14 protein-coding genes and 1 pseudogene are annotated in these 13,765 nt (G+C 58.5%); 9 read left to right on the forward strand and 6 right to left on the reverse strand.

What is annotated here, in order from left to right; translation table 11 throughout:
- Positions 1-55: 55 nt before the first annotated feature.
- Positions 56-1,687 carry a CTP synthase gene (locus tag H3L94_RS05560; RefSeq protein WP_182123010.1) on the reverse strand — a complete coding sequence of 544 codons (1,632 nt, stop codon included), beginning with the start codon at positions 1,685-1,687 and terminating at the stop codon, positions 56-58.
- Between the two features lie 173 nt (positions 1,688-1,860).
- On the opposite strand from H3L94_RS05560, the gene gmk reads away from it, so the two are divergent.
- From gmk to prfA, 4 genes are all read left to right on the forward strand, one after another.
- Positions 1,861-2,469 (forward strand): guanylate kinase, encoded by a 609-nt coding sequence (gene gmk / locus H3L94_RS05565; protein ID WP_182123011.1) that lies wholly within the window; start codon positions 1,861-1,863, stop codon positions 2,467-2,469.
- Between the two features lie 106 nt (positions 2,470-2,575).
- Positions 2,576-2,782 (forward strand): DNA-directed RNA polymerase subunit omega, encoded by a 207-nt coding sequence (gene rpoZ / locus H3L94_RS05570; RefSeq protein ID WP_009118051.1) that lies wholly within the window; start codon positions 2,576-2,578, stop codon positions 2,780-2,782.
- A gap of 21 nt (positions 2,783-2,803) precedes the next feature.
- Positions 2,804-5,332, forward strand: a complete 2,529-nt coding sequence (locus H3L94_RS05575) for a RelA/SpoT family protein (protein ID WP_244958848.1) — start codon at positions 2,804-2,806, stop codon at positions 5,330-5,332.
- Positions 5,333-5,454: 122 nt separating this feature from the next.
- Positions 5,455-6,531, forward strand: coding sequence for a peptide chain release factor 1 (gene prfA / locus H3L94_RS05580; RefSeq protein ID WP_182123012.1), 1,077 nt, complete (start codon positions 5,455-5,457; stop codon positions 6,529-6,531).
- An 18-nt stretch (positions 6,532-6,549) separates the two neighbouring features.
- On the opposite strand, the pseudogene H3L94_RS12420 reads toward prfA, so the two are convergent.
- The 4 genes and pseudogenes from H3L94_RS12420 to H3L94_RS05595 form a co-directional block, all read right to left on the reverse strand.
- Positions 6,550-6,770 (reverse strand): annotated as a pseudogene (locus H3L94_RS12420) (hypothetical protein); the annotation flags it as partial.
- Positions 6,771-6,815: 45 nt separating this feature from the next.
- Positions 6,816-7,157 (reverse strand): hypothetical protein, encoded by a 342-nt coding sequence (locus H3L94_RS05585; RefSeq protein WP_182123013.1) that lies wholly within the window; start codon positions 7,155-7,157, stop codon positions 6,816-6,818.
- A gap of 38 nt (positions 7,158-7,195) precedes the next feature.
- Positions 7,196-8,056 carry a CAF17-like 4Fe-4S cluster assembly/insertion protein YgfZ gene (gene ygfZ / locus H3L94_RS05590; RefSeq protein ID WP_182123014.1) on the reverse strand — a complete coding sequence of 287 codons (861 nt, stop codon included), beginning with the start codon at positions 8,054-8,056 and terminating at the stop codon, positions 7,196-7,198.
- A gap of 17 nt (positions 8,057-8,073) precedes the next feature.
- On the reverse strand, positions 8,074-8,322 hold the full coding sequence (locus H3L94_RS05595; RefSeq protein WP_040659928.1) for an NGO1151 family protein: 249 nt from the start codon (positions 8,320-8,322) through the stop codon (positions 8,074-8,076).
- 134 nt (positions 8,323-8,456) lie between these two features.
- Here H3L94_RS05595 and H3L94_RS05600 point away from each other — a divergent pair, with 134 nt between their 5' ends.
- Positions 8,457-9,395, forward strand: coding sequence for a hypothetical protein (locus tag H3L94_RS05600; protein WP_182123015.1), 939 nt, complete (start codon positions 8,457-8,459; stop codon positions 9,393-9,395).
- A gap of 118 nt (positions 9,396-9,513) precedes the next feature.
- On the opposite strand, the gene H3L94_RS05605 is transcribed toward H3L94_RS05600, so the two are convergent.
- Positions 9,514-10,887, reverse strand: a complete 1,374-nt coding sequence (locus H3L94_RS05605) for an NAD-dependent succinate-semialdehyde dehydrogenase (RefSeq protein ID WP_182123016.1) — start codon at positions 10,885-10,887, stop codon at positions 9,514-9,516.
- 208 nt (positions 10,888-11,095) lie between these two features.
- Here H3L94_RS05605 and H3L94_RS05610 point away from each other — a divergent pair, with 208 nt between their 5' ends.
- The 4 genes from H3L94_RS05610 to tsaC all read left to right on the forward strand — a co-directional run bounded on the left by H3L94_RS05610 (position 11,096) and on the right by tsaC (position 13,722).
- Positions 11,096-11,875 carry a DeoR/GlpR family DNA-binding transcription regulator gene (locus H3L94_RS05610; RefSeq protein ID WP_182123017.1) on the forward strand — a complete coding sequence of 260 codons (780 nt, stop codon included), beginning with the start codon at positions 11,096-11,098 and terminating at the stop codon, positions 11,873-11,875.
- A gap of 166 nt (positions 11,876-12,041) precedes the next feature.
- On the forward strand, positions 12,042-12,452 hold the full coding sequence (locus H3L94_RS05615) for a hypothetical protein (RefSeq protein ID WP_182123018.1): 411 nt from the start codon (positions 12,042-12,044) through the stop codon (positions 12,450-12,452).
- A gap of 33 nt (positions 12,453-12,485) precedes the next feature.
- Positions 12,486-12,911: a hypothetical protein gene (locus H3L94_RS05620; protein WP_182123019.1), complete on the forward strand. Its 426-nt coding sequence runs from the start codon at positions 12,486-12,488 to the stop codon at positions 12,909-12,911.
- A 247-nt stretch (positions 12,912-13,158) separates the two neighbouring features.
- Entirely contained in the window at positions 13,159-13,722 is a 564-nt protein-coding gene (gene tsaC / locus H3L94_RS05625; RefSeq protein ID WP_182123020.1) for an L-threonylcarbamoyladenylate synthase type 1 TsaC, read from the forward strand.
- Positions 13,723-13,765: the final 43 nt, after the last annotated feature.

Here is a 13,765-nt window from a genome sequence, read left to right on the forward strand (position 1 = left end):
GAACCGCCCTGGTTGTGACTTGGGCAGCTCCCTCTGAACTTTCAGGTAGCCTGCATCAGCCTTTGTGGCTCAACGCCGCTTTGATGAAGGCGGTAAACAAAGGATGGCCTTTGCGCGGCGTGGAGGTAAACTCGGGATGGAACTGGCTGGCAAAGAACCACGGATGCTGTTCCGTCGGCAATTCGATGGTTTCCACCAAGCGTTCGCGGCCGCACGATAATCCGCCCACCACCAAACCGGCGGCTTCCAACTGCGGCACATAATGATTGTTCACTTCGTAACGGTGGCGGTGGCGCTCCTTGATGCGGGTGCTGCCGTACACTTGAGCCGCCAGGCTGTCGGCTTTCAGTTCTACTTCCTGCGCGCCCAAACGCATGGTGCCGCCCAAATTGGCGTGTTCGTCGCGTTTTTCCACGCTGCCGTCGGCGGTTTGCCATTCGTCAATCAAGGCCACCACCGGATGCTCGGCTTTCAGGTCAAACTCGGTGGAATTGGCACCGGCCAAACCGGCCACATGGCGGGCAAATTCGATCAACGCAATCTGCATGCCCAGGCAAATGCCCAAATATGGCACGTTGTGTTCGCGGGCATAGCGGGCGGCGGCGATTTTGCCTTCCACACCGCGGGCGCCGAAGCCGCCGGGCACCAGAATCGCATCCATGCCTTTCAGGCAGCCGGGGCCGTCGGTTTCGATGGCTTCGCTGTCCACATAGGTAATCTGCACATCGGTTTCGGTGTGGATGCCGGCGTGTTTCAGCGCTTCGGTGAGCGATTTGTAAGATTCGGTGAGATCCACGTATTTGCCCACCATGGCAATGCGCACGGTGTGCTTGGGGTGTTCGATGGCGTGGACGATTTTTTTCCAAGGGGTCAAATCGGCCTGCTGCACATTGAGCTGCAACTGCTCGCAAATGGTGTTGTCAATGCCTTGATTATGCAGCATTTCGGGGATTTTATAGATGCTGTCGGCATCGTAACAGCCGATAACGGCGCGCTCTTCCACATTGCAGAATAAGGCGATTTTGCGTTTTTCTTCTTCCGGCAGAATGCGGTCCATGCGGCAGATCAGCACGTCGGGCTGGATGCCGATTTCGCGCAACTCTTTGACCGAATGCTGGGTGGGCTTGGTTTTGATTTCGCCGGCCGCGGCGATATAAGGCACGTAGGAAAGGTGCACAAACAGAGTGTTGTTGCGGCCCAGCTGGCTGCGCATCTGGCGGATGGATTCCAAAAACGGCAGCGATTCGATGTCGCCCACGGTGCCGCCGATTTCAACAATAGCCACATCGTAACCGGCTGCACCTTCATGCACTTTGCGCTTGATTTCGTCGGTGATGTGCGGAATCACCTGCACGGTGCCGCCCAAGTAGTCGCCGCGACGCTCTTTGGCGATCACGGTTTCGTACACCTGGCCGCTGGTGAAGTTGTTGCGTTTGTACATGGTGGCATTGATGAAACGCTCGTAGTGGCCCAAGTCCAAATCGGTTTCAGCGCCGTCTTCGGTCACGAACACTTCGCCGTGCTGGAAGGGGCTCATGGTGCCGGGATCGACGTTGATATAGGGATCAAGCTTGAGCATGGTCACGCTCAGACCGCGCGATTCGAGGATGGCGGCAATGGAAGCGGCGGCGATACCTTTACCCAAAGAAGATACAACGCCGCCGGTTACAAAAATAAACTTGGTCATGATGTGCTGCCTGTTTCGGAAAGCGCGATTTTACCTTGTTTCGGCAAAAAGCAAAAGCGCCCCGCTTTCGATTTGAGGCTACCTGAAATAGCCGCATTCTATGGCTTGCATAACTTTCAAAGCCTTTGCCGCTATGCGATAATACGACTTTCCCATACGGCTGCAACCGCATCATGCTTGGCAATATTTTCATCATCTCCGCCGCATCGGGCACCGGCAAAACCACGCTGGTTTCCCGCTTGCTGCAAAAACATCCCGACATCCGCGCTTCCGTGTCGCACACCACCCGCCTGCCTCGGGAAGGCGAGGAAAACGGCCGCCACTATCATTTTGTCAGCATCCCCGAGTTTGAGGCCATGATTGGCGATGCCGGTTTCTTGGAGTATGCCCGCGTGTACGACAATTATTACGGCACCAGTATGCGCCAGCTGGAAGAGCTGACCCGACAAGGGGTGGACGTGATTCTAGAGATTGATGTTCAAGGCGCCGCACAAGTACGCCAAGCCTTGCCGCAGGCCGCCAGCATTTTCATTGCCCCGCCCTCTTTTGCCGTACTGGAATCCCGCCTGCGCGGCCGCGGCACCGATGCGCCGGAAGTGATTGCCAAGCGCTTGGCCGAGGCCCGCAACGAAATCGAGCAGGCGCCGCTGTTCGACTACTTGGTGGTGAACGACGATTTGGACAACGCCGAAGCCGCCCTGCTCAACATCATCCGCGCCAAGCGTTTCCTCAGCTCGGCACAGGAAAAAACCTTAAACAGCCTCTTGGCAGAAACCCGATAAGCCTTACAATAGGCCGCTGACTGCAGGCTACCTGAAACCTTCATCCGCTTTTCAGGTAGCCTGCCTTCCCCCTTATCCCCAATCGTTTTAACAAAAGGAAACCCACATGGCCCGCATTACCGTAGAAGACTGCATCACCCGCATCCCCAACCATTTCAACCTGACCCTGGCCGCCGCTTACCGCGCCCGCCAGCTGGCCAACGGCACCGCGCCGCTGGTGGACGACATCCGCAACAACAAACCCACTGTGACCGCCCTGCGCGAAATCGCCGCCGGCCAAATCGGCGAAGAAATCCTCTCGCGCAACAAATAAATAATTGCACCTGTCCGCGCCATGATTGCCCCGACTGCCGATTACGATACCGCCACCCTGAGCCTGCGCACAGGGTTGTTCGCCCGCGTCCAATACCTGAAAAAAGAAGAGCGCTGGGCCATGCTCGAGGCCGCCTGTGCCTACGTTTTCGAAACGGCAGCCAAGTCGGGCCAAACCGAGCAGTTGTCGCGCGCGTTTGCCTTGTGCACCGCTCTGGCCAAGGAAGAGCAGCGGGTGCACGCTCTGTGTGCGGTGCTTATCCAAACCGCCATGGAAGACCTTGGCACCCAAGCCGAGTTGGATAAACTGCAGCCGCTGTTCGGCGATGTCTGTACTGAAATCATCGCCCACCTCAACACCCGCAGCGGCACCACGACGGAAGAGCAACTCGCCCTCTGCCGTCGTCAAATCAACGAGGTGTACAGCCTCATTATTGAGCGGGAGCGTGCGCGGCTGTTACAGGCCGCAGGCTACCTGAACGAGGAAGAACGTGCCCTGCTCAACCGCGCTTGCGACTTCGGCATCCGCGCACATGAAGGCCAGTTCCGCAACAGCGGCGTGCCTTATATCACGCATCCGATGACCGTGGCCGCCCAGCTCGCCGGCTGGCAGATCGACATCCAAGGCTTGTGCGCCGGCGTGCTGCACGATGTGCTGGAAGACACCGGCACCAGCAAAATGCAGTTGGCCGCCGAATTCGGCGACGCCATTGCCGATATGGTGGACGGTCTCTCCAAATTGGAAAAACTGGAGTACAACGACCAGGCCCAGCATCAGGCGGAAAGTTTCCGTAAGCTCATCATGGCGATGGTGAAAGACATCCGCGTCATTATCGTCAAGCTTTCCGACCGCCTGCACAATATGCGCACGCTGGATGCGAAAAAGCCCGAAAGCCGCCGCCGCATTGCGCAGGAAACCATGGAAATCTATGCCCAGCTGGCCAACCGCATCGGCCTCAACCATGCTTACCGCGAGCTGCAGGATTTGTCTTTCATGCACCTCTACCCCAACCGCTATTCCGTGTTGGAAAAAGCCCGTAAGGCCAGCCGCCGCAACCGCCGCGACGTAGTGGGCAAGGTGTTGAGCGCGTTTAATGTGCGCCTGTATGAAGCCGGCATCGAGGCGCAAATCAAAGGCCGCGAAAAAAACCTCTACAGCATCTATAAAAAAATGCAGGATAAACAGCTGCATTTTGCCGAGGTGATGGACATTTACGGCTTCCGGGTGATCGTGAACAGCATTCCCGACTGCTATGCCGCCCTCGGCGCCCTGCACAGCCTTTACAAACCCAAGCCCGGCAAGCTCAAAGACTACATCGCCATTCCCAAAGCCAACGGCTACCAAAGCCTGCACACCACACTGGTCGGCCCTTTCGGCCTGCCCATCGAAGTGCAGATCCGCACCCGCGAAATGGACAAAGTGGCCGAAGAAGGCGTGGCCAGCCACTGGCTCTACAAAACCCCCGGCGGCGCCGACAATGCCGCCACGCTGCGTACCCACCAATGGTTGCAGAACATTCTCGATTTCCAAGCCCAGGGCGACAATGCCATCGAATTTCTCGAGCATGTCAAAGTGGATTTGTTCCCCAACGAAGTCTATGTGTTCACGCCCAAAGGCCGCATTCTCGTGTTGCCTGAAGGCGCCACCCCCATCGACTTCGCCTACGCCGTGCACACCGACATCGGCCACCGCTGCGTCGGCGCCAAGGTGAATCACAATATGGTGCCGCTGCGCACCCGATTGCGCACCGGAGACAGCGTGGAAATCATCACTTCCGACAAACCCCGCCCCAATCCGGCGTGGCTCAACTTCGTCGTTTCCGGCCGTGCCCGCAGCGCCATCCGCAACCAACTCAAACACACCGACCGCCGAGATGCCGTGGCTTTGGGCGAAAACCTGCTGCAAAAGGCCCTCTCCGGCCTGCTGCCCAAAGACGTCCTGTTGTCGGAAGAACTCAAAGACCAATACCTGGCCGACCTGAGCAGCCGCAACACCAGTTTCGAAGACATCCTCTACGAAGTGGGCATGGGCCGCTTGCTGCCCGTTTCCGTGGCCATGCACATTGCCGCCCTGGCCGGCGAACATGGCGGCAGCGAAGTCAAAATCGCCCCCATCAGCGTGAGCGGCAGCGAAAGCGGCCGGGTGCGTTTCGCCCAGTGCTGCCACCCGATTCCCGGCGACAGCATCAAAGCCCTGTTGATCAAAGACCAAGGTCTGATCATCCACCGCGACCACTGCCCCAATGTTTTGAAAACCGACCCCGAGCAGCAGCTGGATGCCAATTGGGACAAACTGGAAAAACGGCAATACCGCGCCGGCATCCGCGTGGCCTCCATCGACACCCACGGCCTGCTGGCTTCCTTGGCGCAAACCATTTCCGCCAACGGCGCCGACATCGAATCGGTCGATACCCTATCGCGCAAACAAGACGGCACCGAAGGATTCATCGAATTTCGTTTCTCCCTGCAGGTGCAAAACTGCGAGCAACTGCAAAAAATCAGCCACGCCCTGCAATCGATACCGCAGGTACGGCAAGTGGAACGCGTCTAGCGCCGAACACCCTTTCCGCACTGCTGCCTTCATCGGGCTGCCGCTTTCAGGTAGCCCGATGCCGATAAACAAAACACCCACCGCGCTTATTGCCTTCAGGCTACCTGAACACCCGCCACATCATGAAACCTTCTTTACTCGACAAACTGCACGCCCTCTCCGAGCGGCTGGAAGAAGTGACCGCCCTCTTGGGCTCGCCCGAAGCCACCGCCGACATCGACCACTACCGCCGCCTCAACCAGGAACACGCCGAACTCACCCCGGTGGTGGACACCTACCGCCAATACCGGCAGGCGCAAAGCGACTTGGCCGCCGCCGAAGAGCTGTTGTCCGACCCGGAAATGAAAGACTTTGCCGCCGAAGAAATCGACGATGCCAAAGCCAAAATCGACATGCTGGACACCGAGCTGCAAAAACTGCTGCTGCCCAAAGATGCCGACGACGACAAAAACATCTTCATCGAAATCCGCGCCGGCACCGGCGGTGACGAAGCGGCCCTGTTTGCCGGCGACCTGTTGCGCATGTACACCCGCTTTGCTGAGCGCCAGCGCTGGCAGGTGGAAATCGTGTCGGCCAACGAAAGCGATTTGGGCGGCTATAAAGAAGTGATCGCCCGCATCGTCGGCCACGGCGCCTACAGCCAGCTCAAATTCGAAAGCGGCGGCCACCGCGTGCAGCGCGTGCCCGCCACCGAAAGCCAGGGCCGCATCCATACCTCGGCCTGCACCGTGGCGGTAATGCCAGAAGCCGACGAACTGGAAACCATCGAGCTCAATCCCACCGATTTGCGCATCGACACCTTCCGCGCCTCCGGCGCCGGCGGCCAGCACATCAACAAAACCGATTCCGCCGTACGCATCACCCACCTGCCCAGCGGCCTGGTGGTGGAGTGCCAGGACGGCCGCAGCCAGCACGCCAACAAAGCCCAGGCCATGAAAGTGCTGGCCGCCCGCCTCAACGACATCCAAAAACGCGAAGCCCAGGCCAAAGAAGCGGCCGAGCGCAAATCGCTGATCGGCAGCGGCGACCGCAGCGAGCGCATCCGCACCTACAACTACCCGCAAGGCCGCGTGACCGACCACCGCATCAACCTCACCCTGCACAAGCTTGATTTTGTGATGGACGGCGACATGGGCGAAATCACCGCCGCCCTGATTGCCGAACATCAGGCCGAGCAATTGGCGGCGATGGGCGAATAAAGCCGCATTCAAGCAAACAGGCTGAAACCTTTGCCAAACCTCCAGATGTGGATGCCGTTCAAGGCGTAGCAGCGCAGCGAACGTCAACGCCAGGAATCCCCGTGGGACAGACATATCATGAAGATAGGCAAGCGAGCGAGCAGTACCCATAGGGCATAAACACACAACACAGAAATGCGCCGCAGATGGGGGTTTTGCAAAGGTCTCAGGCTACCTGAAAACTTCGGCTGAGCAGTCATCTGCTTGGCCTGTTTTCAGGTAGCCTGTTTGTATCGGCGGTTGGCCTATGACGCGCCTTCGTCCCGCAAATGCTCCGCCCAACTGTAACGGCATAGTTCGCCGCTTTGGTTTTGCCAAGACACGCTCAAGGTTTGTGCGTCATATACAAAACGCCGCCGCAGCCACAACCACATCGATACGCCGTAGCAAGCGCGGCCAAGCATCCAAACCAGCCAAGCCGGCCAGCCCCAAGGCCAGTCAAACCAAGCCAAGCCGGCAATCCACAGTATCAAGGCCAGCCAACTGAGCCCATCCGACACATTGAGCAACACATAGCCTGCCGGGCTGCAACGCCGCCAGCCCAATCTTTCGATCTCATGCTGCCACATCGGGCTGAACAGAATCATGCCGCCCCTTTCTGTTTTATCGGCACATCACAAGGGCTTTAAGACGCCTCGTCCTCCGCCTCAAACCAAGTCTTTTCCAAGCGTAGCGCCTGCCCTTCGCAAGACAAACTCTGCCCCGCGGCGGCAAATTTGATGACTGAGAGCTGGATAAAACCGTTTCCATCGGCGGCATTGTTGATGACGATGCCCGCCTCTTCTCCGGCCACGTCGATTTTGTTGCCCGGTGCCACAGCCGATTCGCTGCGGGTTTGCGCCAAGCCGCGCTTCACTTGGCCACGATATTGCGCCCGGGCAATGATTTCCTGCCCCGGGTAGCAGCCTTTTTTGAAATGCACGCCGCCCAAACGGTGTTGGTTCAGCATTTGCGCCACCGCCGCCTCGCTGGTGGCGGCCGATATCCAAGGCCGACCGGCGCGGATTTCCCCGGCAAACCAAGCCGATTCGGCTACCGCCGTGTCAGCCGCCGGCAGGCTTTCCCGACTCAACAGCAAGCCGTTGCCGCCGGCCAACACACCGCTCAGCACGCCTTCTGCCTCAGCAAACGGCAGTTTCAAAGCATCGGCCGCCGGCTGCGGCCCGCTCATGCCGCTCTGGCCGTACACCTGCCAGCCGGCAGCTTCATCGAACACCACTTTGCTGCGCAAGACAAACATGCGCAGGCGCTTAACCACCGCCGCCGCCAAATCCGCCGCCATCAGCAGCAAAAAGCAGTTTTCCAGCCGCCACACCAACATATTGGCCAACACCCGCCCTTTGGGTGTGTTGTAGGTGGCAAAACAGGCTTCGCCCACGGCCAAATCGGTGATGTGGTTGGAAAGCTGGCCGTGCAGAAACTCGGCGGCATCGTCGCCTTCCACGGCAATGACTTGGAAAAAGGGCAAACGGCATAAAGCAGGCATCGGCATCTCCTATTGGGTCAGCGTTGTTCGCCGAAAAAGGCGTGGACGGCATCGTGAAACACATCGGTCATCGGGCTGTCTTCGTATTCCAAGCGCGCCAATTCGTCATCAAAGCCCAAGCGCACCGATTCGGCCACTTCCTGCACCATATCGGCAGGCAGGGCGCGCACCAAGCTGCGCAAGGCAGTGGCTAATACCAGGTTTTGCGTGCGCAGGATGTCGATTGACTCTTCCAAATAGCTGATTCTTTGATGCAAATCTTCCATCGTATGCCTTAAAAAACAGTAAGGGTAAAGGGCGGCCATTATAAACCCGCCGCCGCTGGTTTGACAAAAAGACCGCCTGCGCCCGATTCGGCTATAATACCGACGGTTCCGATCCCCTATCCACACTCCCTGCCATGAATCAAGACCATCCGCAAAACCCGCTGGTATTTACTCTCAACGACGACGGCCCCGCTACCCCTTCCACCGCAGACACCGCCGATATGGAAGATTGGGAAAAAGGCCTGCAGCGCCTACAACAGAAAAGACGCTACCTGAACAGCCCGGACAGCGCGCCCGCCGCCGAACCTTCCCGTCAGATGTTTACGCTGGAAGAACCCGTTCCGCCCCCGCCGCCCAAGCCTGCCCCTGCCGCTGACAAAACCCATATCGCCGAAGCCGGCCGCCGGCGCAAACTGAGTTTGGACGAACAAAAACAGACCTATCAGGCTTACTTGGCACATTGGCAGCAACAGCACAACAGCCGCCAGCCGGAAGGCGATTTGGACAACCCGCAGATTCTGTTTCAGGAAGACTGGCTGAACGCGCAAAACTCCTTGTATGTGGGCCGCCATGATGAGGCCGCCGCCCAAGCCACCGTTTGGCTGAACAACCGCCGCCCGTCGAGGGTAAGCGAAGGCCAAACCATTTTGGACAAACTGCAAGCCTTGGAAGCGGCTGCCCAGCCCCAGGCTGAAGGTCAAAGCGAGGCCGCAGCGGCGACGCTTCAGGCCGACCTGCCTGCCCAGCCGGAAAACGGCGACGCCACCGCTACTTTGGCCGCCGCCGCCGAAAAAATCGTACTGCTCAACATTTATGCCCCGCCTGAAGCGGCCGGCCGCAAAATGCTGTGCTTGAGCGAGCAAGTGTTGCTGGAGCGCTTGGCGGAAAAACTGCGCCCCCATCTGGCCGACGCCGTGGCCGGCATGGTGAAAACCGCCGTGCAAAAGCAAACCGCCGTCATGCTGCAGCAGATGCAGCAGTCGTTTTTAGACGAAGTGCCGCAGCTGGTGGACGACATTCTGCGCCACAACCTTGGCCGGGCTTTGAATGCGGTCAAGCGCGAACAGCTCTGATTGATCCGCACCACAACAAACAGGCTACCTGAAAACAAGCGCCGCCAGTTTCTGCGAAGCTAAAGCGTTTCAGGTAGCCTGTTTTGGCTAGAAGCAGATGGTTAACCGGGCGTATGCCTTATTTGGCCACCACCACCAGTTTCTGGTTCACAAACTCTTTGATGCCCAAGTCGCCCAGTTCGCGGCCGAAACCCGAGCGTTTCACGCCGCCGAAGGGCAGCTCGGCCACCGAATCGCCGCCTTGGTTGATGAACACCATGCCGGTTTCGATGCGCGAGGCCAAGCGTTTGGCGCGCTCCACATCGCCCGAGAAAATGGTGCCGCCCAGGCCGTAGTGCGAATCGTTGGCCAGAGCCACCACTTCGTCATCGTTTTCCACCACATACAGCTGCGCCACCGGGCCGAAAAATTCTTCGAAATAAGCCGGGTTGTCGCGGCTGATGTCGGTGAGCACCGCCGGCGCGAAAAACTGACCCTGCGCCGGCACCGGCGCATTGCCGCACAACAGTTTGGCGCCGTTGGCCACCGCACGGTCGAGCTGCTGCTGCAAATCTTCTTTGGCCCGTTTGGACGACATCGGCGCCAAGGTGCTGGCTTCGTCCAAGGGGTCGCCCATCACCACCGACTGGAAAGCTTCCAGCACAATGCGGGTAAATTCTTCGGCCACGCCGGCCTGCACGATATAGCGCTTGGCAGCGGTACACACCTGGCCGGCGTTATACAGGCGCGCGCCGACGGCGGTTTTGGCGGCGCGGGCCACATCGGCGTCGTCCAACACCACAAACACATCGTTACCGCCCAATTCCATGGTGGCTTTTTTCAGTTTGGCACCGGCTTGGCCGGCCACAATGCTGCCGGCGTATTCCGAGCCGGTGAGCGCCACGCCCTGCACGCGGTCGTCGGCAATGATGGCCGCCACTTGATCGGGGCTGATAAACAGATTGGTGTAAGCGCCTTCAGGTGCGCCGGCTTCACGAATCACGTCTTCCATGGCCTGTGCGCACTGCGGCACGTTGCTGGCGTGTTTCACCACCACCGGATTGCCGGCGGCCATGGCGGGTGCGGCCACGCGGATCAGCTGGTAAAACGGGAAATTCCAAGGCTCCACCGCCAAAATGATGCCGATGGGGTGGTGTTCCACCCAAGCTTCGCCCAAGACATCGGGATACGGTACCGGCGCCAGCAGGCGCGCGCCGTTATCGGCGTAATAGCGGGCGATGTCGATACACGACTGCACTTCGCCGCGGCTCTGGCCGATCAGCTTGCCCATGTCGATACTGATGTAGCGGGCCAGCTCTTCTTTGCGCTCGGTCATCACATCGGCCAAACGGCGCAGGGTATCCAAGCGTGCCGCCATATTGGCGGGCGCGGCCCAGTCTGATTTATACAGCGCGTGGCCGGCGGCCAAGGCAGCCTCTACCTCGGCATCGGTGTGCGGAGTAAAGGTTTTCACCACTTCGTCGGTATAGGGATTGCGGGTTTGATAAGCCATCTTGATATGCTCCTTGATGCAGACTCCGGTGCCGGAAAGCGGCACCGCTTATAAAAATTCAGGGCGGATTGTAGAGGCTGGAATCGGTTTTGGCTACTGCGGCAGACGCAAACGGCCTTTCAGGTAGCCTCTCCGGCATGCTTGCGCGAAAACGAACATTTTGGCACAATCGTTTTCACTTTCTTACTTCTTCAGAACACAAACCGACATGCCGCACCGCATCCCCCGCCATCAGAAAATCATCCAACTCGTGCGCGAAAACGGCTTCATGCCCATCGACGAACTGGCCCGCGACTTGGATGTGACCCCGCAAACCATCCGCCGCGACATCAACACCTTGTGCGAACAAAACATTCTGCGCCGCTATCACGGCGGCGCCGCTTTGGGCAGCAGCGTGGAGAACGAAGACTACTTCTCACGCAAAAACAAGCTGCAAAGTGAAAAAGCCCACATTGCCGATTTGATTGCCGAGCACATTCCCGACAATGCCTCGCTGTTCATGAGCATCGGCACCACCATCGAAGCGGTGGCGCTGGCGCTGATCAAAAACCACAAAAACCTCTGCATCATTACCAACAATATTCACGTGGCCTCTATTGTTTCCAGCCGCCAAGACTACACCGTGATGATCACCTCCGGCGTGGTGCGGCCGGTGGACGGCGGCATCACCGGCGTGGCCACCATCGATTTTATCAACCAATTCAAAGTGGATTATGCCGTGCTCGGCGCCTCCAGCATCGAGCCGGACGGGTCCTTGTTGGATTTCGACTATAAAGAAGTCAGCGTGATGCAGGCAATGATGGCCAACTCCCGCCACCGCTATTTGGCCGTGGACCACAGCAAATTCGGCCGCAACGCTTTGGTGCGTATGGGCGACATCACCGAATTCCACGCCCTGTTTACCGACGAGCAACCCGGCGACGGCATCTGCAAAAAACTGGATGACGCCGGCGTGCGCTGGTATTTGGCCGACAAAGAAGACGAGTAGGTCTGCTTGGCGGACTGCCGGCACGGTCTTTTGAAGCGAATCCCAGCTCTAAAACAAATGCCGTCCGGCCTGCAATCAGACCGCCCCAAGCCGCCGAATGCTGTTATCATCACACCGCCCCAGGCTACCTGAAACCCCAAAAAATAACCACCAGAGGAACCGAATTATGTCTGTTTTAAAGCGCCCGGAAGAAGTAATCATGGCCGTTATCTGCGCCTTATGGGTGGTGCTCACCTACTTCTGCGCCCGTTATTTCGGCGCGCCTTGGGAACGGGTTTTGCTGATCAGCGCTCTCACCCTGATTGTTTTGGTGCCGGCCTTCCTGCTGTGGCAACGCAACCGCATCACGTGGCTGTGGCCGCTGTTTCTCGGCCTCTTGGTGGCCTGCTGGTGGCCGTTTCTTGATTGGTTGGCGATTAAAGACATCCCCCTCTCCAGCCTGCATGGCGACACCATCATCCTGCAGCGTCCGTGGTACGCCTCTTGGCCGTTTAAAGCGGCGCTGGCCCTGCTGCCGGTGATCGGCGGTTACGCTTGGATTTGGCAAGGCCGCCGCAAAGCCTTGCCGGTATCGTAACCCGAGATCAAACCCAATATTGTGGAGGCATCTATGCGCCCCAGCATCATAGTCAAAGCCGCTTTGGTTTTCCTGCTTCTGATTCCGACCGCAGTGCCGGCCTACGCCGAACCCCTACCGCCGGCGGAAACAGAAAAACTGAAAGAATTAATCTGTCGGGGTTTTGGCGGTATGGCACGAGATGCCATGCAAGCGAAACTGGACGGCAACAGCCAACAGGAAACTGTGCAAACCCTGCAAGCTCGCTTCTTACCGGCAGCCACCAACGACTACACCCGTGAAATTTTTCAAAAAAGAATCGAAAACATCGTTGGGCGAACATTCCATCTGATGAGAGACATGAGCGGCGACATCCTGCCTGCATCCGAACACCCCAAACTGGCACATGATTACGGGATGCTGGAATATCAGGAGTGTATGAAAAACTTAGTCCCTCATCCTCAAAACAGCGGGCAATAACAGACAAGGCAATATCCGGAAACCTCCGGATACGAATGTCGTTCAAGGCCGCACAGTACAGCGAGCGCGTAGGCATATGAGCCTGACAATAAGCCTCGGGCATAAACGCACAATGCGGAAATGTGCCGCAGATGGCGGTGTGGCAAGTGTCTCAACCTTTACCGCGTTACAGATGCGGTAGCCAACCGCCTTGCATATCTTTGCTTCCTGTTGATTCTTTTACTTTCCAGCGCTTGTTTCCCCTCTTATGCCCCGCATTCTGTCCGGCGCCGAAGCCCGCCGCCTACGCAGCCACCTCAAGCGCGGCGGACTGGTGGCTTATCCGACCGAATCCAGTTACGGTTTGGGCTGCCTGCCCCAACACCCGCACGCGCTACGGCGCCTGATCCGCCTGAAAAAACGGCCCCAACACAAAGGACTGATTGTCATCGGCAGCAGCCTCTCCGATTTGCTGCCTTTGCTCGGCAGGCTACCTGAAACGCAGCGGCAATTGGCCGCACAAACATGGCCGGCGCCCGTTACCCTGCTTCTGCCCGCCCACCCTGCCCTGCCTGCCGCCCTGCGTGGCCGCCGCCGGCACAAACTGGCCGTGCGCGTTCCTGCCCATGCGGCGGCCAGAGGGCTGTGCCGCTTGCTCGGCACGCCTTTGGTGTCCACCTCGTGCAACTTCGCCGGCCGGCGGCCCTGCCGCAGCGAACGCGAAGTGCGCCGCCAATTCGGCCGCCAAGTCGCTGTAATCCGTGGGCGCTGCGGCGGCGCCAAAACGCCCAGCCGCATCATCGACGCCGAAAGCGGCCGCCGCCTGCGCTAAACCGCTCTTTCCGCATACTTTGCTCTGAATCAAGGCAAAGTAT

Origin of the sequence: Neisseria shayeganii, assembly GCF_014054965.1 — a bacterium.
Lineage (GTDB): Bacteria > Pseudomonadota > Gammaproteobacteria > Burkholderiales > Neisseriaceae > Eikenella > Eikenella shayeganii.

Coding starts and splice junctions, on each gene's coding strand:
- H3L94_RS05560 (WP_182123010.1), bottom strand. CDS start 1,687: ATGACCAAGTTTATTTTTGTAACCGGCGGCGTTGTATCTTCTTTGGGT.
- gmk (WP_182123011.1), top strand. CDS start 1,861: ATGCTTGGCAATATTTTCATCATCTCCGCCGCATCGGGCACCGGCAAA.
- rpoZ (WP_009118051.1), top strand. CDS start 2,576: ATGGCCCGCATTACCGTAGAAGACTGCATCACCCGCATCCCCAACCAT.
- H3L94_RS05575 (WP_244958848.1), top strand. CDS start 2,804: ATGATTGCCCCGACTGCCGATTACGATACCGCCACCCTGAGCCTGCGC.
- prfA (WP_182123012.1), top strand. CDS start 5,455: ATGAAACCTTCTTTACTCGACAAACTGCACGCCCTCTCCGAGCGGCTG.
- H3L94_RS05585 (WP_182123013.1), bottom strand. CDS start 7,157: ATGATTCTGTTCAGCCCGATGTGGCAGCATGAGATCGAAAGATTGGGC.
- ygfZ (WP_182123014.1), bottom strand. CDS start 8,056: ATGCCTGCTTTATGCCGTTTGCCCTTTTTCCAAGTCATTGCCGTGGAA.
- H3L94_RS05595 (WP_040659928.1), bottom strand. CDS start 8,322: ATGGAAGATTTGCATCAAAGAATCAGCTATTTGGAAGAGTCAATCGAC.
- H3L94_RS05600 (WP_182123015.1), top strand. CDS start 8,457: ATGAATCAAGACCATCCGCAAAACCCGCTGGTATTTACTCTCAACGAC.
- H3L94_RS05605 (WP_182123016.1), bottom strand. CDS start 10,887: ATGGCTTATCAAACCCGCAATCCCTATACCGACGAAGTGGTGAAAACC.
- H3L94_RS05610 (WP_182123017.1), top strand. CDS start 11,096: ATGCCGCACCGCATCCCCCGCCATCAGAAAATCATCCAACTCGTGCGC.
- H3L94_RS05615 (WP_182123018.1), top strand. CDS start 12,042: ATGTCTGTTTTAAAGCGCCCGGAAGAAGTAATCATGGCCGTTATCTGC.
- H3L94_RS05620 (WP_182123019.1), top strand. CDS start 12,486: ATGCGCCCCAGCATCATAGTCAAAGCCGCTTTGGTTTTCCTGCTTCTG.
- tsaC (WP_182123020.1), top strand. CDS start 13,159: ATGCCCCGCATTCTGTCCGGCGCCGAAGCCCGCCGCCTACGCAGCCAC.